Here is a 23,032-nt window from a genome sequence, read left to right on the forward strand (position 1 = left end):
CTGGTTGGCGCTATGCGAACCGTCGCCTTTGACCTGTTCCGCCACCCTGTTATGATGACCCAGCGATCGCTTGCCGGACCGTAAGTCCGTCGGGCTTGCCGGAACAGCGCTTCCGCCGGTCGCAGCCTCATTCAACCAACGCCGTCTTGCGCGCGCCGCCTTGCGTGCCCTGAGCGCGCGCATGGAGCGCTTCCGATGTTCCGCCTTTCCGTGATTTTTTTCGGCCTTGTTCGTTCTGGTCGCGAGCCTTTCGCCTGTCGCCGCCGAGGACAAGACCATCACCGTGTTCGCGGCAGCCTCGATGAAGAACGCGCTCGATGAGGTCGACGCGGCCTACACCGCCAGGACCGGCGTCAAGTTCAGCGTCAGCTATGCCGCAAGCTCCGTGCTCGCCAGGCAGATCGAGCAGGGCGCGCCGGCCGATGTGTTCGTCTCCGCCGACACCGACTGGATGGATTACGCGATCTCCAAGAAGACTATCAACGAGCCGACCCGGGTCAATCTGCTCGGCAACAGCATCGTGCTGATTGCGCCGAAGGATTCCAGGCTCGACAACGTCCCCATCGGGCAGGGGTTCGACCTCGCAAAACTCGCCGGCGACGGCAGGATCGCGACCGGCGACGTCAAATCCGTGCCGGTTGGGAAATATGCCAAGGCGGCGCTGACGAGCCTGGGCGCCTGGCAGGCGGCGGAGCCGAAATTCGCGATGGCCGAGAGCGTGCGTGCCGCGCTGACGCTGGTCGCGCGTGGCGAGGCCAACCTCGGCATCGTCTATTCCACCGATGCCAAGGTCGAGCCCGGCGTGAAGATCGTCGGCACCTTCCCGGCGGATTCGCATCCGCCGATCATCTATCCCGTCGCTGCGACCGCGACGGCAAAGGGCGACACCAGCGACTATCTCGCCTTCCTGCGCTCGACCGCCGCCAAGACCATTCTTGAAAAATACGGTTTCAAGTTCCTGATCAGCCCCTCTACTTAATTTGCGATTTGATGCTCGACATCTCTCCCGCCGAATGGACGGCGATCCTGCTCTCGCTCAGGGTCGCCGTGATCGCGACGCTGGTGGCAACGCCGTTCGGCATTGCGCTGGCATGGCTGCTCGCGCGGCGTGATTTCTGGGGCAAGTCGGTGCTCGATGCGCTGGTGCATCTGCCGCTGGTGCTGCCGCCGGTCGTCACGGGTTATCTGCTGCTGCTCACTTTCGGCCGCCGCGGACTCGTCGGCGCTTTCCTGGCGGACCATCTCGGCATCGTATTCGCCTTCCGCTGGACCGGTGCCGCGCTTGCCTGCGGCCTGATGGCGTTTCCGCTGCTGGTGCGCCCGATGCGGTTGTCGATCGAGGCGATCGACCGCCGGCTCGAGCAGGCCGCCGAGACCCTCGGCGCCACTCCTTTCAAAGTGTTCTTCACGGTGACGCTGCCCTTGGCGCTGCCCGGCGTGCTCGCCGGCATGGTGCTTGGCTTTGCCAAGGCGATCGGCGAGTTCGGCGCGACCATCACCTTCGTCTCCAACATTCCCGGACAGACCCAGACGATTTCGTCCGCGATCTATTCGCTGATCCAGACCCCGGACGGCGACGCCGCCGCGGGACGGCTCGTGATCGTCTCGATCGTGCTGGCGCTCGGCGCGCTGATCACGGCCGAATGGTTCGCCCGCCGCGCCACCGCGCGCCTGCACGGGAATTGACCATGCTGCGCGTCGACATCGAAAAGCAGCTCGGCGAGTTCTCGCTGTCCGCGTCCTTCGCGAGCGAAGGCCGCGTCATCGGACTGTTCGGAGCGTCGGGCGCCGGCAAGACCTCGCTGGTCAACATGATCGCGGGGCTGCTGCGGCCCGACCGCGGCACCATCGTGATCGACGGCGAGACGGTCGACGACAGCGCGGCCGGCATTCATGTGCCGACCTGGCGCCGCCGCATCGGCTATGTGTTCCAGGATGCGCGGCTGTTTCCGCATCTCAACGTCGCGCAAAATCTCGACTATGGCAGGCGGATGAACCACCTCGCGCCCGATCCGGCGCAGCACAAGCGCGTCATCGAGCTGCTCGACATCGGCGCGCTGCAGGGTCGCCGCCCCGGAAAGCTCTCCGGCGGCGAGCGCCAGCGCGTCGCGCTCGGTCGCGCGCTGCTGTCGCGGCCGCGCCTGCTGCTGCTCGACGAGCCGCTCGGCGCGCTCGACGAGGGCCGCAAGCTGGAGATCCTGCCCTATCTGGTGCGGCTGCGCGATGAGGCCAACGTCCCCATGGTCTATGTCAGCCACGACGTCGCCGAGCTGCGCCAGCTCGCGACGCAGATCGTGATGCTGAAGCAGGGCCGCGTGACGTCGTTCGGCGGGGTGAAGGTGCTGACGTGAGGGGTCCGTTGAGCAGGCAACGGATGAGGCAAGCCGCCGGCCCACCCTCCGCCGTCGTCCTGGCGAAAGCCAGGACCCATACCGCGTGATCTATCAGCGGCAGGTGGTGTGCGTACCAGCGAAGAAAACGTAACTGCCGGTGTTCGCAAAACTACTCCCCGGGGTAATGGATCGTACCGCGAGCGGCGATCGCGCTGCATTGGATGGTGGCGGTGCCGGCCGAGTGATCCTCGCCGACACCGCTACCGAGACCCGCCACTACCAGCCGCGATCGACGTTGCGCACCTCACCCGTTCGCGCGTCCACATCGACCTCCATCCAGCGGCCGGCGCGATCACGGCCTTCGATCTGCCATTCGTCGCCGAGGAACTCGGTGTGCGAGACGGTCATGACGCCGATGTCGGTGGCGACGTCGAGCGCGACCTGCATCGAGATCTGATCGCCGGTGTCATAGGCCATCGCGGGCGCGGCCGATCCGAGCCCGATCGCGACGATGGCCGGCAAGATGAGCTTTCGCATGGATTACTCCTGTCGGATGCGTTTACGCCGCTAAGAACGAGCGGCATCGCGGAGCGTTCCGGGAGCAGCGGTCACGAAGACGCGCAAATCTTCGGCGGTTGCGGCGATTTGGGGGCGGTTCCAGCGTTGTCGCCATCGCTCTCCGCCGTCGTCCGGCGAAAGCCAGGACCCATTACCCCAGAGAGGAGAGTGGGTGGGCCAGATCGTCACCACCAGCCTTCGCAAAACAGCTGACGGTGGGTATGGGTCCTGGCGCCTGTGCGCAATTGCGCACTAGGCCAGGACGACGAAGAAGCAGACGTGCGCTTCATCAATGACCGCCAACGCGGATGTGGCGTTAAACCCCAGCCACCGAGCTCCACAGATCCGCCAGCTTGCGCCGCAGGACCTGCCTGCGCGTCAGCGGCGCGGGCGTTTCCTCGTCTTCCGGCAGGCGCAGGCCGACGACGTTGACTCGGCCACCGGAGATGGAGCGCGCCACGAGCACGATCGGATCCAGCACGAGCTCCGCGCCCTCTTTCGGCGCGCGGTCGAGATGGACGTCGAAATAATCAGCGAGCGTGTGCCCGCGCTCGTCCTCGCCGACCTCCACGCCGTAGATCTCCGCGAGCTCGGCGAGCGTGTGCTCGCCGGAGACCATGAAGTCGCCCAGCAGATGCGGGTCCGGCGCTGAGCTCGGCTGCATGTCGACGAAGAAGCGGTCAAGCGATTCGGCCTTTTCCGGCGGCGCCAGCAGATAGATGTAATCGCCGGGCGCGATCGGCTCGGCTTCCGCCGGCGTCAAAATGTTCTCCTTGCGGATCACCAGCGTCGGCTTCGACCAGGACGGGATCAGGCCGCGGCGAAAATACAGGCTCTTGGACCGCACCGGATAGCCGACGAGCTGCTGCTCGAGCTGGCCGGGCAAGTCCAATTCGACACGGCGCGGGCCGCGTTCGGCGCGCGGCAGCGCCACGTGCAGCTTGCGCGCGGCCGGCCCCAGGGTCCAGCCTTGCAGGAGGAGCGAGATGATGACGACGACGAAGGCGACGTCGAAATAGAGATAGGCCTTCGACAGCCCGACCAGCATCGGGATCGAGGCCAGGAAGATCGCGACCGCGCCGCGCAGGCCGGTCCAGGCGATGAAGATCTTTTCGCGCCAGTTGAAGCGGAACGGCGCCAGGCAGACGAACACGGCGATCGGCCGCGCCAGCAGCATCAGGACGAATGCGATCCCGACCGCCGGCAGCACGCTGCCGCCGAGCCGGCTCGGCGAGACCAGCAGGCCGAGCAGGACGAACATCACGATCTGCGCCAGCCAGGTCGCGGCGTCCAGGAAGGCCACCACCGAATTATGCGCGCGGGTCGGGCGGTTGCCGATGATGATCCCGGCGAGATAGACCGCGAGGAAGCCTGAGGCATGCATGATCTGCGAGCCGCCGAAGATGACGAGCGCGGCGGTGGTGACAAACGGCGCATGGAGGCCCTGCGGCAGCGCGACCTTATTGAGCGCGATGACGACCAGACGCCCGCCGATCACCCCGACGACGGCGCCCAGCACGGCCTCCTGGGCGAACTCCATCAGCACATGCGCGGCCGTGCCTGTTCCCAGCGAGATGTACTCGACCAGCATCAGGGTCAGGAAGATCGCGAAGGGATCGTTGGTGCCGGATTCCACCTCCAGCGTCGCGCCGACGCGCGGGCGCAGGCGCAGGCCCTGGGTATGCACCAGCAGGAACACTGCGGCCGCGTCAGTCGAGGCCACCACGGCGCCGACCAGCAGCGACTCCGTCCAGTTGAGGTCGAGCGCATATTTCGCGAACGGCGCCGTGATCAGCGAGGTCAGCAGCACGCCGACGGTCGCGAGCACCATGGAAGGCGCGAGCACGGTGCGGATGCTGGCAAAGCGGGTCCGCAAGCCGCCGTCGAACAGAATCAGGGCGAGCGCGACCGAGCCGACCAGATAGGTGGTTCGGACGTCGTCGAACTGCAGCTGTCCGGGACCGGAATCGCCCGCGAGCATGCCGATCGCGAGGAAGACGAGCAGAAGGGGCGCGCCGAAGCGCAGCGCAAGCAGGCTTGACAGGATCCCGGCCAACACCAGGACGGCACCGAGCAATATGGCGAGGCTGACACTGTCGAGGGAAGCCATCCACCTTCCGGGTACGAAATCGCTGGAATTGCATCCTTATCGTCGGCGGACTCCCACGCCAACCCATTTTCTCCCGCTCGCGGCAATCTGCCCGTATTTTGCGGCCTTAACGCACTTCACTTGGCGGTGTATCGGTGGTCCGGCCGCGCCCTTTGTGGGATTCTCCGGCGCGCTCGAATCAACGCCTCCCGCCCGCTCCCCGACGAGACCGATAGACATGGACCTCAAAGACTTCATGGAGTTCGTGCAGACCACCGCGCGCAGCGTCGGGGCGGAAATCTCCTCGCCCTGGTTCTACCTGCAATTCGGGCTCATTCTGGCCGCGGCCGGCATCGCCTATGCCGCGGAAGCCGCCGTTCGCAGCCGCGTCGACATGACCTCGCTGGCGATGCGCTGGCCGCTGCCGCTCCGGCACTTCGTCCGGGTGATGGTCTCCAGCGCCTCGACGGCGGTTTTCACCCTGCTCGTGATCGTCTCCCGCGTGGTCATGTACCACGCGACCTGGCCGAGCCGCAGCTATCTCCTGATGGTCGCCGCCAAGCTGGGGCTGGCCTGGCTCGCGATCCGGCTCTTGACCTCGGTGCTGCGCAACGCCTTCATCGTCAAGCTGGTGTCGATCACGGCCTGGTTCGTCGCGGCGCTCTCGATCCTCGGCCAGCTCGATGCGACGGTCGACCTGCTCGACTCTTTCGCCATCGTGCTCGGCGGCCTGCGGCTGACGCCGTTGCTCGTGATCAAGGCGGGTGCGCTGCTGCTCATCGCGCTCTGGCTCACCAACATCGCCAGCAATTTCGCCGAGAGCCGGATCAACTCGACCACAGATCTGACGCCATCGGTGCAGGTGCTGCTGGTCAAGATCATCCGCATCGGCCTGCTTGCGGTCGCGATCGTGATCGCGCTCGGCACGGTCGGCATCGATCTCTCGGCGCTCGCGGTGTTCTCCGGCGCGGTCGGCGTTGGCATCGGTATCGGCCTGCAGAAGATCGTCGCCAATTTCATCTCGGGGATCATCCTGCTCGCCGACAAATCGGTGAAGCCCGGTGATCTCGTCACCATCGGCGACAACACCGGGCGGATCAGCGCGATGAAGACGCGCTATATTTCCGTCGCCGCCGGCGATGGCCGCGAATTCCTGGTGCCGAACGAGGATCTGGTGACGCAGAAGGTCGTCAACTGGACCTACACCGACAAGAACACGCTGGTGAAGATCGCCTTCGGCACCAATTACGACGCCGACCCGCGGCTGGTCTGCAAGCTCGCCGCCGAGACCGCGGCCGCTCACCCGCGCGCGCAGAAGGGCAAGCCGCCGAATTCCATCCTGACCGAGTTCGCCGAAGCCGGGATGAAGTTCTCGCTCACCTTCTGGATTGCCGACCCCGACGGCATGGACAACGTCAAGAGCGACGTGATGCTGGCGCTGTGGGACGCCTTCAAGCGCGAAGGCATCCGGGTTCCCTACCCGGTTCGCGAAATCCGCGTCCGCGGCGGCGCCCTGCCGGTGGAAACCATCATGGAAGTCCCGAATTAGGCCCGCTTTCAGGCGCAAGGCAGGGCAGGCCTGACTTGCATGAAGGCGCGCAATCATTAAATTGGGCGCGAAATCAAGCCTTTCCGCCGATATCGAGCCCACCCCAGAAGATTGCGCCCGCATGAGCTACGTCGAAGCTACCGATACCTCGCTCCGCAAGACCGGGCAGATCAAGCTGCATGGACCAAGCGCCTTTGCCGGCATGCGCAAGGCGGGAGCGCTGGTGGCGAAGTGCCTCGACGAGCTCACCGACATCGTCGGGCCCGGCGTTCCGACCGACCGCATCGACCAGTTCGTCCGCGACTTCGCGTTCAGCAACAATGCCTATCCGGCGACGCTGATGTATCGCGGCTACCGCTATTCAACCTGCACCTCGCTCAACCACGTGGTCTGCCACGGCATGCCCGGCGACCGTCCGCTGAAAGAGGGCGACATCGTCAACATCGACGTCACCTTCATCGTCGACGGCTGGTACGGTGATTCCAGCCGGATGTATGCAGTCGGCCCGATCGCACGCAAGGCGGAGCGGCTGATCGAGGTGACCTATGAGGCCATGATGCGCGGCATCGCCGCGGTGAAGCCCGGCGCCACCACCGGCGACATCGGCCACGCCATCCAGAGTTTCGTCGAGCCGCAAGCCATGAGCGTGGTGCGCGATTTCTGCGGCCATGGCCTCGGGCGCATGTTCCACGACGAGCCGAACATCATCCATATCGGCCGGCCCGGCGAGGGCGTGCAGCTCAAGCCCGGCATGTTCTTCACAATCGAGCCGATGATCAATCTCGGCAAGCCGCATGTGAAGATCCTCTCCGACGGCTGGACCGCCGTGACTCGCGACCGCTCGCTATCGGCGCAGTTCGAGCATTCGGTAGGCGTCACCGCCACCGGCGTCGAGATTTTCACGCTGTCGGAGCGGCACGGCGAGAAGCAGATCGGGTGATCCCGGCGGCTGACGTTCGCATTCGCCGGCTGGCGTGAAACGGATTTGCCGCCGCAATTGACGGTTGCAAAAACGGTTATCCGCGGCAATGCTGGCGGCCGATGCCCGCCAAGACCGACCACGACAAGAGCAAGCCCGAAGAAGCGCCGCACTATCTCGGCCATCGCGAACGGCTGCGCGAGCGCTTCTACAGCGCGGGTGCGGACGCGCTCAGCGACTACGAGCTGCTGGAGATGGCACTGTTTTCGGCGCTGCCGCGGCGTGACACCAAGCCGCTGGCGAAGTCGCTGATCAAAATTTTTGGCTCGTTCGCCGAGGTCGTGCACGCGCCGGTGGCGCGCCTGCGCGAGGTAGACGGTGTCGGCGAGTCCGCGATCCACCAGCTCAAGCTGCTCGCGGCGGCGGCGCATCGCGTCGCCAAGGGCGGGGTCAACAGCCGCAACGCGCTGTCGTCCTGGAACGAAGTGATCGACTATTGCCGCACCAGCATGGCGTTCGCCGACAAAGAGCAGTTTCGCCTGCTGTTCCTCGACAAGCGCAACCAGCTCATCGCCGACGAGGTGCAGCAGACCGGCACCGTCGATCACACCCCGGTCTATCCGCGAGAGGTGATCAAGCGCGCGCTGGAATTGTCCGCGACCGCGCTGATCCTGGTGCACAACCACCCCTCAGGCGATCCCTCGCCCTCGCAGGCCGACATCCAGATGACCAAGGCGATCATCGACATCGCAAAACCGCTCGGCATCGCCGTGCACGACCACATCATCGTCGGCAAGAGCGGGCATGCGAGTTTGCGCGGGATGCGGCTGATCTAGTAGCAATATCGCGGATCGACCGGGACATAGGAGCCGTCCCGGCGCTGCGCGTAGCAGCCGCGCTGATAGGCGTAATAGCCGGAGCGGCGGCGTTCGCCCTCGGAGGCGATCGCAGCGCCCGTGCCGGCACCGACGACGGCGCCGATGGCGGCGCCGCGGCCTCCGCCGATGGCGCCACCCACGATCGCTCCACCGACGCCACCGAGGATGGCACCGCCAATGGCGTCCTGCGCCGCCGCCTCATGAGCCGGCATCGCGATCACGACCGCCAGACATGCCGCGATAGCGAAACTTCCAATGCGAAGACCTCGAAGCATGCTCGCCCTCCCCTGTGGTCAGACGAGTCATAGCGCCGCAGCCGGATTCGGACCAGAAAAATCACCATTTCGGGACCCGGCGCGTCACGCTATGGCGTCGGAGGCTCGGATCGAAGGCGGCTCAGACCATGGCGCATGCGCAGCACGGGCCGGCCGCTTCATCTCATGCATCGACCCAGCGCTGCACGGCCTCGGCGGTGTCGGCTGGAGTGGTGTTGAAGCAGATCGCGGCGTCGGGCGCCAGGCGGTGGACGAGGTTGAGCACCTTCTCGAACAGCAGCAGACGCTCCCGAGGCTCGCGCAGCCCCGCGCCGATCACGATGCAGTCGAAATTCTCCTCGCGCAACGCTACCGTGACGGCGGCTTCCGCCGCGGCATCGAGATCGATCAGGCAACTCGTGACCTCGTAACCGAGATCGCGCAGGCGCAGCAGCTGCGCATCGATATAGTTGCGCACGAGCTCCGGCGTGAGCTGCGGGAATGCGCTGTAGTCCGCGTTGCCGGGTTCGATGCCGATCGCGAGGACGCGCGTGGTCATGTTGGACTCCTGGCCAGACTGCCTCGCGTCGCTAACGGGGCAGCGGCCCTGCCGGTTCCGTCGCGGACCGCCGCCCTGATCCCGGTCCTGCCGCTCATTTTCCCGGCGAGGTTGTAACCCACTTCACACGCGGCGCCCCGGCGGCCTGCCAGACTTGCAGGAGATCACGCTGGCCTCACGCCCTGATCACGGCACCTGGTTCATTTCGACTGACGCGCAGTTGCGAAAACTCATTCATTGCGGGAGCGGAAAATGATTTCATTCGAGAGTCTGAAAAGCGAATACGAGCGTAATTGGGCCAATCTCGAGATCCGGCCTTCGCGCCTCTCCGACGCGAACGCGATCGCGCGCAAAGCCATCAACGGCAAGGCGACCTATCAGCAGATCGAGCGGTTGACCGGCGTGCCCTGGTATTTCGCTGCCCTCTGCCACTACCGCGAATCCAATTTCGATTTCGACACCTATCTCGGCAACGGGGAAACGCTCCATCGCGCGACGACGCTCGTTCCGAAAGGACGCGGTCCGTTTGCCACGTTCGTGGACGGCGCCGTGGACGCCTTCAGAATCGAGAATTTTGTCGGCGCTCACGACTGGGGGATCGCGCGGATTCTGTTCCGGCTCGAAGCGTTCAACGGCTTCGGCTATCACGCCAAGGGCTGCAACTCGCCCTATCTCTATGGCGGTTCGACGCTGTATGGCCCGCCCGAGGCAAGGGCCGGAAAATTCGTCCGCGATCATGTGTTCGATTCGAACCACGTCGATTCCCAGCTCGGCACCGCGGTGATCCTGCATGCGATGATGTCGCTGGATTCCTCGATCACCCTCGACGGCAGCCCGCAATTCGCAAGCCGCGCCGAGCCGGAGGACGACGCGGCGTCGACGATCGTCCTCATGCAGCAGGCGCTCAACAAGCTCGGCGCCAATCCGCCGCTCGCGGAGGACGGCATCAGCGGGCCGAAGACCAGGGCCGCGGTCTCGCAGTTTCAGCAGCAGAACGGCCTGAGAGATACCGGACTTCTCGACGGCGCCACCGTCGGCGCCCTCACGCGCGCGGCGCAGTCGGGCCCCACCGGACCGACCGGCGATGTCTCCCGGATCATGAAGCGGCTGGAGGACCTCGCGCAATTGCTGCGGCCGCCGGTCGGCGGTGTGACGCCGGCAACGACGACATCGGGCAATACGCTGCCCGCCACCAATGATCCGATCAGCCTGTTCGAACGGCTCTTTTCCCTCGTCAACAAGTCAGCCCCCATGCCAGGACCAGTCACCCTCACCCCAACCAGCCCCGCTCCCGTCGACCAGTTGAAGCAGGTCGTCGACCTGCTCGGCACCTTGCTCAACCGGGACGGCAAGCCCGTCCTCGGCCAGGTCAATGGCGCGCTCGGCGAGACCATCGGCAAGATGCTCGACGGCAAGAAGACTGCGCTCGGCATCGGCGGCTCGCTGATCACGGCGCTGCTGTCGTCGGTGACGGCGAGCCCCAATGCGGGAGGCCTTGCCGGGTTGCTCGGGACGCTCGTGTCGGCGGTGCCGGGCCTCGGCCAGTTCGCGATGCCGATCTCGCTGGCGCTCACAGCCTGGGGCGTGCTCGGCAAGATGGAGAAGTGGGCCCAAGGCACAGCGCCGCCGCCCAAGCCGACGACGTAGCCTGCCACCATCCTTCGAGACGCCCGCCTATGGCGGGGCCCTCAGGACGAGATTGCGTTTCGCGGCGCTACTGCCGCAGCATGATCAGGGGATCGGCGGTATCGGGGACGCGCCGCCATTGCGCGTTGTCGTCGGCCTCGAACTGCCAGGCCTCGCCGGCCTTCGACAGCAGGATGATCTGGCCGCGGTCTAGCCGCCATTGCGTCGGGTTGAACTGCGCGATGGCCGCATCGCATTTCGGCTTGAGGAAGACCTGGAAATTGTCCGGCCCGGCTTCCGTGTTGGTCAGCGTTAGCCCGCAGACAGGCTGGCCGTTGCCGCGCACGATCGACCAGTCGCCGATCATCTGGTCCATCGACTTCGCCATCGAGCGGGCGGCGGCGAGGTCTTGCAGGATGTAGACGCCCTCGCCCTGCCGCAGGCCCTCGAAGATGCCGGCCTCGACCTCGGTGAAGTCGATCACGGCCTCACCGCTCGCATCCTGCAAGCGGACGATGTCGAGACCCCTGACGCTCCAGGCGACGATGTCCTTGGTGAAAGGCAGCGCGGCCTTGCAGGCCGGCTCCAGCTCGAGCTTGAAGCCCTGCGCCGCGGCGTCGGCCTTGAGCGTGACGACGCAGGTCTTGCTGCGCTCGGTGGTCGAGAGCTCCCACTGCCCGGGCATCTCCTTCTTCAGGGTCGTCGTATCCTGCGCCTGCGCGATGCCGATCGCGGCCAAGCAGGCCACGACGGCGAATGTAACGACGCGAAGAACTCCCATCAGCGTCCCTTGAACGGCGTTTCGGCAACCGGCGTCAACGGCGCCTTGCCTGAGAACCAGGACTTGAGATTGTCGACCACGAGCTGATCCATCGCGTTGCGCGTCACCACCGAGGCCGAGCCGATATGCGGCAGCAGCACCACGTTCTGCATGGCCTTGAGCTCGTCCGGCACGTTCGGTTCGGCCGCGAACACGTCGAGGCCGGCCGCGAGGATGGTGCCGGACTTGAGCGCCTGGACCAGCGCCGGTTCGTCGATCACCGAGCCGCGCGCAACGTTGACCAGCACCCCGCGCGGGCCGAGCGCCTTCAGCACCTCGGCGTTGATCATCTTGTTGGTCGAGGCGCCACCGGGCACGATCACCATCAGCGTGTCCACCGCCTTCGCCATCTCGATCAGGTCGGGGTAGTGCTTGTAGGAGACGTCCTTGGACGGGTTGCGGGTGTGATAGACCACCGGCACCAGCGAGGCATCGAGCCGGCGCGCGATCGCCTGTCCGATCCGGCCCATGCCGACGATGCCGACCTTGCGGTCGCGCAGCGAGCCGACGCTGAGCGGATAGTTCTGGGTCTGCCAGAGACCGGAGCGCACATAACGGTCGGCCTTGATGAACTCGCGCACCGTGGAGATCAGAAGCCCCATCGCGACGTCGGCGACCTCCTCGGTCAGCACGTCGGGCGTATTGGTGACGATGATGTTGTGCTCGGCGGCGTATTTGGCATCGACGTGGTCGTAGCCGACGCCGAAGCTCGCCACCATCTCGATCTTGGGCAATTGCGACAGCGAATCCCGGTCGGCGCGCACGGTGTGATAGGTCACCGCCACGCCGCGGATCTTTTCGCGGATCGCCGGCGTCAGCCGCTCGAGATCGCCCCGCGTCTCCGCCTTGTGCACGACGAAATGATCGGAAAACCCGTTCTCGAGGATCGGCCGGACCGGCCCATAAATCAGAAGGTCGATCTTTTCGGACGAAATCGAACCGGTGGTCATCAGTTGTCCTTTCCAAGCGCGCTCTCGTGCCAGCGCCGTAAGACGAGGTGGGAAACTAGCGCCAGCACCCCATAGATGACAATCCCGGCCAGCGACAACAGCAGCAGCGCTGCGAACATGCGGGGTATGTTCAAGCGGTAGCCGGATTCTGCGATCCTGTAGGCGAGCCCGGAGCCGGCGCCGGCCGTTCCCCGCCGCGATCTCGGCCACGACCGCGCCGATCAGCGACAGGCCGCCGGCAATGCGCAGGCCGCCGAGAATATAAGGCAGCGCCGCCGGCAGCTTGAGATAGCGCAGGGTCTGCTGTGGCGAGGCGCCATAGAGCTGGAACAGGCCCGCGAGGTTGCGATCGACCGAATTGAGCCCGAGCGTGGTATTGGACAGCACCGGGAAGAAGGCGACGATGAAGGCGCAGACCACGACCGCGGTCTGCTGCTCCAGATAGATCAGCAGCAGCGGCGCGATCGCGATGACCGGCGTGACCTGAAGCACCACGGCATAGGGGAATAGCGATGCTTCCACCCATTTGGACTGGTTGAACAGCAGCGCCAGCGCGATGCCGCCGACGCTGGCCGCGACAAAACCTTCAAGCGTGGTCAGCAGCGTCGCGGCAAGCGATTGCGACAGCACCGCCCAATCCTTGATCAGTGTCGCGAATATGACCGAGGGCGCCGGCAGCACGTAAGGCGGGATGTCCTTGATCCGGACCACGAGCTCCCAGGCGAGCAGTCCCGCCGCGAACACGATGACCGGTAGCGCGAAGCGCACCGCACGTTGCGCGCCGGACGGCTTCGCAGTGACGGAAGCTTGCGCGTTCATAGCGTCGACTGCCCTGCATAGGACGGCGCCAGCGCCGCCGACACTTTCCGGCAATAATCGGAATAGGCGACTGAAGTGCGAAACTCCTCGCCACGCGGCTCGACCGTCTCGACGCGGAAGTCGGCCTGGATGCGGCCCGGCCGCGCGGTCATGACCACCACGCGCTGCGACAGATAGACGGATTCGAACACCGAATGCGTGACGAAGATGACGGTCTTGCCGAGCCTGCGCCACAGCGCGAGCAAATCGTCGTTGAGGCGGAAGCGCGTGATTTCGTCGAGCGCCGCGAACGGCTCATCCATCAGGAGGATATCAGGGTCTGTGACGAGCGCGCGCGCCAGCGACACCCGCATCTTCATGCCGCCGGAGAGCTCGCGCGGAAAGGCGTCGGCAAAATCGGCAAGCCCGACGCTTGCGAGCGCCTCATCGGCGCGCGCGCGCGATTCCGCCTTCGGAACGCCTGAGAGCTTCAGCGGCAACCGCACATTCTCGCGCACGCTGGTCCAGGGCATCAGGGTCGGTTCCTGAAACACGAAGCCGACGCCATGACCTGGGTGAACATGACCTGGCTGCGGTGTGCCCTCACGACGCGCCAGCCGGACGATTCCTGACGACGGCGCGCTGAGTTCGGCGATCAGCCGCAGCGCCGTCGACTTGCCGCAACCTGACGGCCCCAGCAGCGAGATGAACTCGCCCTTGCGCACCGCAAGATCGAGCGGGCCGAGCGCCATCAGGCCGTTGTCATAGGCCTTCGTCACGCCGCGCAGGCTGACAGCCAGAGCCGTCAGGCCGGTCTCGACCCCCGCCGACGTTTGGACTGATGACATCGGCCCTGCGCTACGGCTTGCTCGGGCGCAGCTCGGCGCCGACGCCCTTGTTGACGAAGCGCAGCGTATAGGATTTGCGGAAATCGAGGTCCGCCTTCACCACGCCCGCCTTCACCATCTTGTTGAAGAAGGAGGTGTAGCGCTCGTCGCTCATCGCGCCGATGCCGTTCTTCAGCGAATCGCCGGAATCGACGATGCCGTATTCCTTCATCTTGGCGACGGAATAGGCGAGCAGCTCGTCCGTCATCTCCGGATTGAGCTTCTTGATCATGGCGTTGCCCGCTGAATTGTCGCGGTAGATGTAATTGTACCAGCCGACCATGGAGGCATCGACGAAGCGCTGCACCAGGTCGGGCTTCTTCTCGACGACGTCGCGGCGGCTCTCGATCAGGGTCGAATAGGTGTTGAAGCCGTAATCGGCGAGCAGCAACACGTTGGGCTTGAAGCCCGCGGCCTTCTCGACCGCGAAGGGCTCCGAGGTGACGTAACCCTGCATCGCGCTCTTGGGATTGGCGATGAAGGGCTGCGGATTGAAATTGTAGGGGCGAACGTTCTTCTCGCTGAAGCCGTATTCGGACTTCAGCCACTGGAAATAGCTGGTCATGCCCTCCTTGGAGACGAACAGCGTCAGCGGCTTGAGGTCCTCGATCTTGGCGACCTTGGCATCGGGCTGCGTCAGCATCACCTGCGGATCCTTCTGGAACACCGCGGCGATGGTGACGACCGGGACGTTGTTGGCGACTGCGTCGAACGACATCAGCGTGTTCGCGGCCATGAAGAAATCGATCTTGCCGGCGATCAGCAGCATCCGGTTGTTCTCGTTGGGCCCGCCGGGCACGATGGTGACGTCCAGCCCGTATTTCTTGTAAGTGCCATCGGCGACGGCCTGGAAAAAGCCGCCATGCTCGGCCTCGGCGACCCAATTGGTGCCGAACATGACCTTGTCCAGGGTTTCGGCGCGGGCCGGGACGACCGAGACGAAAGCGGCCATCAGGCCCGCCGTTAAGGCTCGCCGCAGATGAGAGGGGCTCATGATGGGACTCCGTCGATCGCTTCTAGCCGATGTCCAAGCAACGCGATAAAACCGCAAGACATTCGGGGACGCGAGCCGGCCTGGCCCGCGTCCCCTGATAACCTAAATTACGCGACAAATTCGGGCAAAGAAACCTTGATGACGCCTTCCCGCGATTGGACCGAGATTCGCTGGGCCGATGCCAGCCTCGCGGAGGTTTCGCGCTGGATCGCGGTGCTGCCGCTGGCCGCGACCGAGCAGCACGGCCCGCATCTGCCGCTCGAGACCGACGTGCTGATCGCGGACGCCTATCTCGCGCGCGTGCGCGAGCTCCTGCCCGAGCGCGCTCCGGCCACTTTCCTGCCCGTTGAACCGATCGGGATTTCCACCGAGCATATCGACTATCCGGGCACGCAGACGCTGCCGACTGACATCGCGTTGAAAAAATGGACCGCGATTGGCGAGGACGTCGCGCGCCGCGGAGTGAAGAAGCTCGTCATCGTCACCAGCCATGGCGGCAACAGCGCGGCCATGATGCTGGTCGCGCAGGATCTTCGCGCGCATCGGAAACTGTTCGTGGTGACGACGTCGTGGTCGCGGCTGTCGGGCGCGGACAAGCTGTTCCCGGCCGACGAAGTGCGCCACGGCATCCACGGTGGCGCCATTGAAACCTCGATCATGCTGGCGCGCTATCCCGATCGGGTGCGTATGGATGCGATCGCGGATTTTCCCGCGAGCAGCATCGCGATGGAGCAGCAATATCGCTGGCTGTCGACGCAGCGACCCGCGCCGTTCGCCTGGCAGGCGCAGGATCTCCACGCGAGCGGCGCCGCCGGCGACGCGACGCTGGCCGTGGCCGCGAAGGGCGAGCAGCTGATCGACCAGGGCGCCCGCGCCTTTTGCGAGCTGCTTGCCGAAGTTGATGACTTCGACGTGAACAGGCTCGGGAAAGGCCCGCTCGGCTAGCGCTCATCCTTCTGGAATCATTCGGGAAAGAGCCAGACTCGAGCTCCGCCTTTGCCGATTTCGAACCGGACGCGCGGAGCCTCCGTCCAACTCGGTACGCGGGCCACAACGGACCGCCTCAACCCGGATGGAGTTTCACATGTCGATCAAGACCAAGGTTTTCGCAGTTGCCCTCACCGCGCTCACCCTGACCGGCAGCGTCGTGGCCACCACCTCGCAGGCGCAAGCCAAGCCGCTCGGCTGGGGCGTCGGCGTCGGCCTGGGCATCGCCACCGCCGCCGTCGTCGGCTCCGCGATCGCCGCCAGCAACGACCCCTATTACAACGGCTATCACCGCTGCGGCTGGGCCGCCCAGTACAACGCCTTTGGTCAGTACGTTGGCCGCGTGCGTACCTGCTTCTGATTTGAGTCCCTGAGGCCGATCTCACGTGGATCCCGCGTCCGACACGGGCGCCTCATCCACCCCGTGTCGTCCCCCGACCCCGCCCGGATGTCCCCCCGGGCGGGGTCAACCGTTTTGGACCTTGGAATTTGTTGCAGTCCCGTCACATCGCGGTGCGAACCATCTCCTGCGACAATCCGCACTAGTTGCTATTGCGAATTAATCGCAATAAGGTCCGTAATGGGCAGAGGGACTTGGGAAGAAATCGCGTCGAATCGAGATCATCTCGGTCGACGGCGGGCGACCGAGAGCTGATGACAGGGCCGCCGCGAATCTGCAGGGATGTCGGTTGCGGCGAGTGGACACATTCGCGTTTGGGGGCGTGCGTTTTGACGTTGAGGGGTCACCGTTACAGGTATTTGCGAACGGCCGCGGCGATTGCCTCGGGTGTATTGGCTTTTCCGGCCGCGAGCCGCGCGGCTGATCTGCCGCTGAAGGAACCGGCGCTGAAGGGCGTCTATGACTGGACCGGCCTCTACATCGGTGCGCATGCCGGCTACAGCCTCGGCTCGTCGCGCTTCGCGCTGAACGACGGCACAGGCATTAGCGACAGCGGCGTCTTCAGCGGCATGATCGGCGGCGTGCAGGCCGGCTACAATTACCGGCTCAATTCCGGCTGGCTGGTCGGCGTCGAAGGCGATTTCTCGTTTCCGAACTACATCACGTCCAACTCGATCGTGTCCTTCCTGGCGACACCAGCCAACACCGTCACGCAGCAATGGGACTACACTGCGAGCCTGCGCGGCCGCGTCGGCTACACCAGCGGTCCCTGGCTGGTCTACGCCACCGGCGGCTTTGCATGGATGGGCGAGCGCTATTTCGACACGCCGGCCGCAGGCGAAGCAGTCCCGAAAATCCTGAACACGCGGCCCGGCTGGATCGCGGGTGCCGGCATCGAATACGGCTTTGCGCCGCATTGGAGCGCACGGCTCGAATATCTCTATAGCCGCTTCGACGGCGCCAATGTCGCCTTCTCCACAGGTGCCCAATACAATTCGTCGTCGCTCGACTTCCAAACGATCCGGCTCGGCCTCAACCGCAAGGTCGATTGGCCGGGCATGCCGGGCTACAATCCCAAGAGCTCGGGGATCGGCTCGCTAATCGACACCGAATCGGATCGCTGGGAGATCCACGGCCAGAGCACTTATCTGCCGCAAGGCTACCCGTCGTTCCCCGCCCTCTACACCGGGCCGAATTCGCTCTCGCCATCAAGGCAGGCCAAGGCGACCTGGAGCAACAGCCTGTTCCTGAACGCAAAGCTGTGGGACGGCGGCGAGGTCTACTACAATCCCGAACTGCTGCAGGGATTTGGATTGAACGACACGGTCGGCGCGGCCGGTTTCCCCAACGGCGAGGCGCAGAAGTCGAACTTCCCCTATCCGCACTACAACACATCGCGCCTGTTCGTGCGCCAGACATTCGGCTTTGGCGGCGAGCAGGAAGAGCTCGCGAGCGGCCAGTTGCAGCTCGGACAGAAGGTCGACGTATCCAGGCTCACGGTGCAGGCCGGCAAATTCCCGGTGATCGACGTGTTCGACGGCAACGCCTACGCCAAGGACACCCGCAAGGACTTCATGAACTGGTCGCTGTGGGCGCCAGGCGCCTTCGACTATTCCGCCGACAAGGTCGGCCTCACCTACGGCGTCACCGCCGAGCTGAATCAGAAGCAGTGGGCGTTGCGCGGCGGCTACTTCCTGATGGTCGCCGAGTCCAATTCGAATCATTTCGACACCAGGGTCGGCGAGCGCGGCCAGTACGTGCTCGAGCTCGAAACGCGCTTCTCCCTGCTTGGCCAACCCGGCAAGCTCAGGACCATAGGCTGGCTCGACAGCGCCAACATGGGCAGCTTCCGCGAGACGCTGGACAATCCCGCGCTCAACCTCGACATCGCGCAGACCCGGCGCGGCCGTCTGAAGTATGGCTACGTGCTCAACCTCGAGCAGGCGATCACCGAGGATGTCGGTCTGTTCGGCCGTTGGAGCTGGAACGACGGCAAGACCGAGACGCTGGCCTTCACCGACATTCACCGCAGCCTGTCTGGCGGTCTTTCGATCAAGGGCACGAAATGGGGCCGGCCCGATGACGTGATCGGCGTCGGGGGCGCCATCAATGCCATCTCGCAGGACTATCGCGACTTCCTGGCCGCCGGCGGCCTCGGTGTTCTCATCGGCGACGGCGCGCTCAACTACCGCCGCGAGCGCATCCTCGAAACCTATTACGCCTATGCGCTGAACAAGAGTCTCACCCTCACTGCCGACTACCAGCTGATCGTCAACCCCGCCTACAACGCCGATCGCGGCCCGGTGTCGGTATTTTCCGGGCGGCTACACGGCGAGTTCTGAGCGCTTCCGGCTACGTGACTTACGCGGCCCGGATCGCGTCCAGGAACTTCCCGACCTCGACCTTGAGGCGGCCGCTCTCGCCGGACAGCGACTTCGCTGACGCGAGCACGGTGGAGGAGGCCGATCCGGTCTGGCTCGCGCCGCGCTGCACGTCGACGATGCTGGCGGAGACCTGTTGGGTGCCGCGTGCCGCCTGCTGCACGTTGCGGGAAATCTCCCGCGTCGCCGCGCCTTGCTGCTCGACCGCGGAGGCGATCGCCGATGCGATCTCGGACATGCGGGTGATGGTGTCGCCGATCGACTTGATGGCGCCGACGGAATCCTGCGTCGCGCTCTGGATTCCCGTGATCTGCTGGCTGATCTCGCCGGTGGCCTTGGCGGTCTGCTCGGCGAGCGCCTTGACCTCGGAGGCGACCACGGCGAAGCCGCGCCCGGCCTCGCCGGCGCGCGCCGCCTCGATCGTTGCATTGAGCGCCAGAAGATTGGTCTGGCCCGCGATCTGGCTGATGAGCTCGACCACGTCGCCGATCCGGCCGGCCGCCTTGGCGAGTTCGCCGACATAGTCGTTGGTACGCGCAGCCTGCTGCACCGCTTCGCCGGCCACCCGCGCGGAGTCCTGGACCTGCCGGCTGATCTCGTCGACCGAGGACGCCATTTCCTCCGCGGCCGCGGCGACGGTCTGCACGTTGCTGGAGGCCTGCTCGGAGGCGGCCGCAACGGTCGCGGTGACCTTTTCCGATTGATCGGCGGTGCTCGTCAGCGTTCCCGCCGACACTTCCAGCTCCGACGATGCCGACGACACGGTGTTGATGGCGTCGCCGATCAACGCTTCGAAATCGCGTGCGATCTGGTCCATGCGCTGGCTGCGCCGGAGCTTCGCCTCGGCTTCCACCGCGGCGGCCTCATCGGCGGCCTTCTTGGCGGAGAGCAGATCTTTGAAGTGCTGGAGCGAGCCCGCCACCTGGCTGATCTCGTCATTGCGGCCGGTCACGGGAATCTCGACCTCGTGCTGCCCGGCGGCAAGAGTTGCGATCACGTCCGCGAGCCGGCTGAGCGGCGTCACCACGCGCCTGCGCAACATCATCGTCACGCCACCGAGTGTCCCCAGCAGCGCCAGCACCGCCACGCCCGCGAGCGCGAGCCTCGCCAGCGCGCCGTCGCGCGCGGCCGAGGCGCGCTCGGCAGCTTCCGCCAGCGCGGCATCGCGGACGCCGTAGAACATCTGGATGGCGGGGACGATGATGTTGGCCAGCTCTTCGGCATTGATGCCGTACTTGCCGTCGCCACGCGCCGCGAGCATCTCCTTGTCCACGGCAGCGGCTGCTTTCCCGAAATAGGAATCCGTCGCCGCCTTCAGCGCGGTGGCGATCCGGGGCGGGCTTCCGAGCTGGTCGATGCCGGCCTCGATGCGCTCGCGGTCGGCCTCGACACGTCCCTGCATCCGATCCATCAGCGACAATTCGGCCGCCGTGAGCGGTCGGCGAGCGCTCAGCGCCGGCGACAGCGTGGCGGCGCGGCTGCCGGCCGAGACGCGCAGATCCTGCGCCGTTCGCGCCAGGCTCAACAGCGCCGCAAGCGAGGAATCGGCATTGATGACCTTGGCTTCAAGCCGGTTCATGATCGGCTCGATATTGCCGATGACCTCGGCAACGCCTGGAAGGAAGCCCTTGATTACAGCGCCGTCGCGCGTCGCCAGGGCACGCTCATCGCGCGATCTGCCGCCGTGATGATATCCTTGAGCCGCCGCGCAGTACGGTCCAGGTTTTCGATCATCGCTCCGGAATCATCCAGCACCATGATGGCGCGCCTTGCCCCCTCGAACGCGCCATCGACCGCTTTCGCCGCCTTTGCGGCGGCTTCGATCTGGACCTGCGTCGCAGAATTCTCCTGGAAGATCGGGGAAATGTAGGGAGCACGAAGGCCGGCAACGTGCTGACTGACCATCAGGGTCGCACCGAAGGCCTCGACCGTCTTGATCGCATCGGAGCGGTTCGTGAAGATGCGCGCCTGGGGTATCAGCACCTCGGCGCCAAGGATGACTGCAAACACCGTCACCGTCAGCATCGACAGCGCAAAGAGCTTCCCGATCCGCATTCTGATCCCCGAATACATTCCTGCAAATGCCGAGAACCTAGCTGGTGGCCGCTAAGAGCCCGTTAAGCAACGGCATGCCCGTAGTTCCGCGGGGTATTGGGGAGTGCCTTCGGGGGACGGGGTCGCCGAAGTTCCTTCGCGATGCCCGATGGGACAGAATCATCGGCATTTCTTCCTCGAATACCTATATCAAGACCTGTGCGGCCATCCGCGCCACACTCCCTTACCTCGGAACATCAATGCTCTCCGCCGAACTCGCCATCGTCGTCGTCCTGATCGTCATCAACGGCTTGCTGTCCATGTCCGAGCTGGCCGTGGTCTCGTCGCGCCCGGCCCGGCTGTCGATGCTCGCCGCCAAGGGCGTCCGCGGCGCCGAGCGGGCGCTGACGCTCGCGGCCGATCCCGGCAAATTCCTCTCGACGGTGCAGATCGGGATCACGCTGGTCGGCGTGCTCTCCGGCGCGTTCTCGGGCGCGACGCTCGGACAGCGGCTGACGCAATGGCTGCTCGAGCTCGGCCTGTCCGCAGGAATTGCCGACATCGTCGGAGTGGGCCTGGTCGTCACGCTCATCACCTACGCCACCCTGATCGTCGGCGAGCTGGTGCCGAAGCAGGTGGCGCTGCGCGACCCCGAGAGCATCGCGGTCAGGGTTGCACCCGCGATGCACGTGCTTGCGACGGTCTCGCTGCCGCTGGTCTTCCTGCTCGATCTCTCCGGCAAGCTGATCCTCACGCTGCTCGGCCATGGCGGCAAGTCTGAAGAAAAAGTGTCAGAAGATGAGATCCATCATCTCGTCAGCGAAGCCGAAAACGCAGGCGTGCTCGAGTCAGGTGAAAAGGAGATGATCGCGGGCGTGATGCGGCTCGGCGACCGGCCGGTCGGCGCGATTATGACGCCGCGCACGGAGGTCAACGAGATCGACCTGAACGATACGCCGGAAAGCATTCAAGCGACCATCGCCAAGAGTCCGCATTCACGCTTTCCGGTGTCCGACGGCGACCGCGACAAGCCGATTGGCGTGCTTCAGGCCAAGGACCTGCTGGTGGCCTTCATGAACGAGCGCACGCCGGATTTGCGCGTGCTGGTCCGCGAGGCGCCCGGCATTCCCGCCTCGGCCGATGCCCGCGACGTGCTGGCGATCCTGAAGGCTGCACCGGTGCATGTCGGCCTCGTCTACGACGAATACGGCGCCTTCGAAGGCATCGTGACGACGGCTGACATTCTGGAATCCATTGTGGGTGCCTTCCATTCCGAGGAAGGCCCGCCGGAACCAGCCTACGTCAAGCGCGCGGACGATTCGCTGCTGGTCTCAGGCTGGATGCCGGTCGACGAATTCGGCGAGCTGCTCGGCATCGAACTGCCGCCGCACCGCTACAACACCGTCGCCGGCCTCGTGCTGCAACAGTTCAACGTGCTGCCTGATGTCGGCGACGCCTTCGACTTCGGCGACTGGCACATCGAGGTGGTCGATCTCGACGGGCGGAGGATCGACAAGATTCTCGCGAGCCGGCGGAGCGAAGTAGAGACGGGGTGATCCACTCTCGTCGTCCCGGACAAGCGCAGCGAAGCGGAGCGCAGATCCGGGACCCATAGCCACAGGATTGAGCTTGGCGAAGACTGGTACTTGCGCGGTGCTGCTGTCTGCGCATGATCGACAGATCACGCGGTATGGTCCCGGATCTGCGCTGGCGCTTGTCCGGACGACGGCGGAGTTTGTGGTTAGAGCTTGCGCCAGACTCTAGACCCTCACCCGAACCTCACCCCGATCCGCTTTTCCTTGCGCCAGATCACGGTGCAGGCGAGATGTTTTCCGTCGGCCTGCACAAGCAGGCTGAAATGGTCGGGGATGCCGACGGGACTGCTGACGTCGAGCGCGGCGCCGGTATCTGACAGGTTGCGGATAGTGCAGTCGATCGCGCCGCCGCCGCCGAACTCGATCGTTCCGGCCTTCAGCACGCGATGCCTTGCCTTGTCGCGCCGCTCGTCCATGGGAA

Annotated in this window: 20 protein-coding genes and 2 pseudogenes; 11 read left to right on the top strand and 11 right to left on the bottom strand. The window is 65.2% G+C overall.

Going from position 1 to position 23,032, the window contains the following annotated elements; translation table 11 throughout:
* The first annotated feature begins 226 nt into the window (after positions 1 to 226).
* The 3 genes from modA to modC are packed head-to-tail and all read left to right on the top strand — an operon-like array spanning position 227 to position 2,351.
* Positions 227 to 979: a molybdate ABC transporter substrate-binding protein gene (modA, locus tag AB3L03_RS15160; RefSeq protein WP_368508858.1), complete on the top strand. Its 753-nt coding sequence runs from the start codon at positions 227 to 229 to the stop codon at positions 977 to 979.
* A gap of 11 nt (positions 980 to 990) precedes the next feature.
* Positions 991 to 1,686, top strand: a complete 696-nt coding sequence (modB, locus tag AB3L03_RS15165) for a molybdate ABC transporter permease subunit (protein ID WP_368508859.1) — start codon at positions 991 to 993, stop codon at positions 1,684 to 1,686.
* Positions 1,687 to 1,688: 2 nt separating this feature from the next.
* On the top strand, positions 1,689 to 2,351 hold the full coding sequence (modC, locus tag AB3L03_RS15170) for a molybdenum ABC transporter ATP-binding protein (RefSeq protein ID WP_018460074.1): 663 nt from the start codon (positions 1,689 to 1,691) through the stop codon (positions 2,349 to 2,351).
* A 258-nt stretch (positions 2,352 to 2,609) separates the two neighbouring features.
* Here the strand turns inward: modC and AB3L03_RS15175 are convergent, their stop codons facing one another.
* Positions 2,610 to 2,870 (bottom strand): PepSY domain-containing protein, encoded by a 261-nt coding sequence (locus AB3L03_RS15175; RefSeq protein WP_018460075.1) that lies wholly within the window; start codon positions 2,868 to 2,870, stop codon positions 2,610 to 2,612.
* A 337-nt stretch (positions 2,871 to 3,207) separates the two neighbouring features.
* Positions 3,208 to 5,001, bottom strand: coding sequence for a potassium/proton antiporter (locus AB3L03_RS15180; RefSeq protein ID WP_018460076.1), 1,794 nt, complete (start codon positions 4,999 to 5,001; stop codon positions 3,208 to 3,210).
* Between the two features lie 211 nt (positions 5,002 to 5,212).
* Between AB3L03_RS15180 and AB3L03_RS15185 the strand changes: the two genes are divergently transcribed.
* The 3 genes from AB3L03_RS15185 (at position 5,213) to radC (ending at position 8,284) form a co-directional block, all read left to right on the top strand.
* Positions 5,213 to 6,529, top strand: coding sequence for a mechanosensitive ion channel family protein (locus AB3L03_RS15185; protein ID WP_026233939.1), 1,317 nt, complete (start codon positions 5,213 to 5,215; stop codon positions 6,527 to 6,529).
* Between the two features lie 121 nt (positions 6,530 to 6,650).
* Positions 6,651 to 7,469 (top strand): type I methionyl aminopeptidase, encoded by an 819-nt coding sequence (gene map / locus AB3L03_RS15190; protein ID WP_018460078.1) that lies wholly within the window; start codon positions 6,651 to 6,653, stop codon positions 7,467 to 7,469.
* A gap of 101 nt (positions 7,470 to 7,570) precedes the next feature.
* Positions 7,571 to 8,284 (top strand): DNA repair protein RadC, encoded by a 714-nt coding sequence (gene radC / locus AB3L03_RS15195; protein WP_018460079.1) that lies wholly within the window; start codon positions 7,571 to 7,573, stop codon positions 8,282 to 8,284.
* Here the strand turns inward: radC and AB3L03_RS15200 are convergent.
* A complete protein-coding gene (locus AB3L03_RS15200) occupies positions 8,281 to 8,601 on the bottom strand; it encodes a glycine zipper domain-containing protein (protein WP_026233940.1) in 321 nt (106 codons plus the stop codon). The genes radC and AB3L03_RS15200 overlap by 4 nt on opposite strands.
* A gap of 163 nt (positions 8,602 to 8,764) precedes the next feature.
* On the bottom strand, positions 8,765 to 9,139 hold the full coding sequence (locus AB3L03_RS15205) for a hypothetical protein (RefSeq protein WP_018460081.1): 375 nt from the start codon (positions 9,137 to 9,139) through the stop codon (positions 8,765 to 8,767).
* Positions 9,140 to 9,391: 252 nt separating this feature from the next.
* Between AB3L03_RS15205 and AB3L03_RS15210 the strand changes: the two genes are divergently transcribed.
* Positions 9,392 to 10,786, top strand: coding sequence for a peptidoglycan-binding protein (locus tag AB3L03_RS15210; RefSeq protein ID WP_018460083.1), 1,395 nt, complete (start codon positions 9,392 to 9,394; stop codon positions 10,784 to 10,786).
* A 67-nt stretch (positions 10,787 to 10,853) separates the two neighbouring features.
* Here AB3L03_RS15210 and AB3L03_RS15215 read toward each other — a convergent pair whose 3' ends face one another.
* The 5 genes and pseudogenes from AB3L03_RS15215 to AB3L03_RS15235 form a co-directional block, all read right to left on the bottom strand.
* On the bottom strand, positions 10,854 to 11,546 hold the full coding sequence (locus AB3L03_RS15215; RefSeq protein ID WP_026233941.1) for an AprI/Inh family metalloprotease inhibitor: 693 nt from the start codon (positions 11,544 to 11,546) through the stop codon (positions 10,854 to 10,856).
* Positions 11,546 to 12,535, bottom strand: coding sequence for a 2-hydroxyacid dehydrogenase (locus tag AB3L03_RS15220; protein ID WP_018460085.1), 990 nt, complete (start codon positions 12,533 to 12,535; stop codon positions 11,546 to 11,548). Before AB3L03_RS15220 ends, AB3L03_RS15215 begins: the two co-directional genes overlap by 1 nt.
* Positions 12,535 to 13,354 (bottom strand): annotated as a pseudogene (locus tag AB3L03_RS15225) (ABC transporter permease). The gene AB3L03_RS15220 and the pseudogene AB3L03_RS15225 overlap by 1 nt, the downstream one beginning before the upstream one ends.
* Positions 13,351 to 14,181: an ABC transporter ATP-binding protein gene (locus tag AB3L03_RS15230; protein WP_368508860.1), complete on the bottom strand. Its 831-nt coding sequence runs from the start codon at positions 14,179 to 14,181 to the stop codon at positions 13,351 to 13,353. The pseudogene AB3L03_RS15225 and the gene AB3L03_RS15230 overlap by 4 nt, the downstream one beginning before the upstream one ends.
* A gap of 10 nt (positions 14,182 to 14,191) precedes the next feature.
* Positions 14,192 to 15,214: an ABC transporter substrate-binding protein gene (locus tag AB3L03_RS15235; RefSeq protein ID WP_026233942.1), complete on the bottom strand. Its 1,023-nt coding sequence runs from the start codon at positions 15,212 to 15,214 to the stop codon at positions 14,192 to 14,194.
* A gap of 138 nt (positions 15,215 to 15,352) precedes the next feature.
* Between AB3L03_RS15235 and AB3L03_RS15240 the strand changes: the two genes are divergently transcribed.
* The 3 genes from AB3L03_RS15240 (at position 15,353) to AB3L03_RS15250 (ending at position 18,943) form a co-directional block, all read left to right on the top strand.
* The gene (locus AB3L03_RS15240) at positions 15,353 to 16,159 is read left to right on the top strand and encodes a creatininase family protein (protein ID WP_368508861.1); all 807 of its coding nucleotides are present in this window, start codon (positions 15,353 to 15,355) and stop codon (positions 16,157 to 16,159) included.
* A 139-nt stretch (positions 16,160 to 16,298) separates the two neighbouring features.
* A complete protein-coding gene (locus tag AB3L03_RS15245) occupies positions 16,299 to 16,562 on the top strand; it encodes a hypothetical protein (protein ID WP_247474484.1) in 264 nt (87 codons plus the stop codon).
* Positions 16,563 to 16,960: 398 nt separating this feature from the next.
* Positions 16,961 to 18,943 (top strand): carbohydrate porin, encoded by a 1,983-nt coding sequence (locus AB3L03_RS15250; RefSeq protein ID WP_368508862.1) that lies wholly within the window; start codon positions 16,961 to 16,963, stop codon positions 18,941 to 18,943.
* Between the two features lie 19 nt (positions 18,944 to 18,962).
* On the opposite strand, the pseudogene AB3L03_RS15255 reads toward AB3L03_RS15250, so the two are convergent.
* Positions 18,963 to 21,037, bottom strand: a pseudogene (locus AB3L03_RS15255) (methyl-accepting chemotaxis protein).
* A 239-nt stretch (positions 21,038 to 21,276) separates the two neighbouring features.
* Here AB3L03_RS15255 and AB3L03_RS15260 point away from each other — a divergent pair.
* A complete protein-coding gene (locus AB3L03_RS15260; protein ID WP_204513168.1) occupies positions 21,277 to 22,572 on the top strand; it encodes a hemolysin family protein in 1,296 nt (431 codons plus the stop codon).
* A 212-nt stretch (positions 22,573 to 22,784) separates the two neighbouring features.
* On the opposite strand, the gene AB3L03_RS15265 is transcribed toward AB3L03_RS15260, so the two are convergent.
* Entirely contained in the window at positions 22,785 to 23,027 is a 243-nt protein-coding gene (locus tag AB3L03_RS15265; RefSeq protein ID WP_085357437.1) for a PilZ domain-containing protein, read from the bottom strand.
* Positions 23,028 to 23,032: the final 5 nt, after the last annotated feature.

This window comes from Bradyrhizobium lupini (genome assembly GCF_040939785.1).
In the GTDB taxonomy this organism is placed as follows: domain Bacteria; phylum Pseudomonadota; class Alphaproteobacteria; order Rhizobiales; family Xanthobacteraceae; genus Bradyrhizobium; species Bradyrhizobium canariense_D.

What these genes read in the sequence shown, in the direction of transcription:
- modC (WP_018460074.1), top strand. Translation starts at nt 1,689, where the DNA reads ATGCTGCGCGTCGACATCGAAAAGCAGCTCGGCGAGTTCTCGCTGTCC.
- AB3L03_RS15230 (WP_368508860.1), bottom strand. Translation starts at nt 14,181, where the DNA reads ATGTCATCAGTCCAAACGTCGGCGGGGGTCGAGACCGGCCTGACGGCT.
- radC (WP_018460079.1), top strand. Translation starts at nt 7,571, where the DNA reads ATGCCCGCCAAGACCGACCACGACAAGAGCAAGCCCGAAGAAGCGCCG.
- AB3L03_RS15175 (WP_018460075.1), bottom strand. Translation starts at nt 2,870, where the DNA reads ATGCGAAAGCTCATCTTGCCGGCCATCGTCGCGATCGGGCTCGGATCG.
- AB3L03_RS15235 (WP_026233942.1), bottom strand. Translation starts at nt 15,214, where the DNA reads ATGAGCCCCTCTCATCTGCGGCGAGCCTTAACGGCGGGCCTGATGGCC.
- AB3L03_RS15245 (WP_247474484.1), top strand. Translation starts at nt 16,299, where the DNA reads ATGTCGATCAAGACCAAGGTTTTCGCAGTTGCCCTCACCGCGCTCACC.
- AB3L03_RS15205 (WP_018460081.1), bottom strand. Translation starts at nt 9,139, where the DNA reads ATGACCACGCGCGTCCTCGCGATCGGCATCGAACCCGGCAACGCGGAC.
- AB3L03_RS15215 (WP_026233941.1), bottom strand. Translation starts at nt 11,546, where the DNA reads ATGGGAGTTCTTCGCGTCGTTACATTCGCCGTCGTGGCCTGCTTGGCC.
- AB3L03_RS15260 (WP_204513168.1), top strand. Translation starts at nt 21,277, where the DNA reads ATGCTCTCCGCCGAACTCGCCATCGTCGTCGTCCTGATCGTCATCAAC.
- AB3L03_RS15180 (WP_018460076.1), bottom strand. Translation starts at nt 5,001, where the DNA reads ATGGCTTCCCTCGACAGTGTCAGCCTCGCCATATTGCTCGGTGCCGTC.
- modB (WP_368508859.1), top strand. Translation starts at nt 991, where the DNA reads ATGCTCGACATCTCTCCCGCCGAATGGACGGCGATCCTGCTCTCGCTC.
- AB3L03_RS15200 (WP_026233940.1), bottom strand. Translation starts at nt 8,601, where the DNA reads ATGCTTCGAGGTCTTCGCATTGGAAGTTTCGCTATCGCGGCATGTCTG.
- AB3L03_RS15210 (WP_018460083.1), top strand. Translation starts at nt 9,392, where the DNA reads ATGATTTCATTCGAGAGTCTGAAAAGCGAATACGAGCGTAATTGGGCC.
- map (WP_018460078.1), top strand. Translation starts at nt 6,651, where the DNA reads ATGAGCTACGTCGAAGCTACCGATACCTCGCTCCGCAAGACCGGGCAG.
- AB3L03_RS15265 (WP_085357437.1), bottom strand. Translation starts at nt 23,027, where the DNA reads ATGGACGAGCGGCGCGACAAGGCAAGGCATCGCGTGCTGAAGGCCGGA.
- AB3L03_RS15220 (WP_018460085.1), bottom strand. Translation starts at nt 12,535, where the DNA reads ATGACCACCGGTTCGATTTCGTCCGAAAAGATCGACCTTCTGATTTAT.
- AB3L03_RS15240 (WP_368508861.1), top strand. Translation starts at nt 15,353, where the DNA reads ATGACGCCTTCCCGCGATTGGACCGAGATTCGCTGGGCCGATGCCAGC.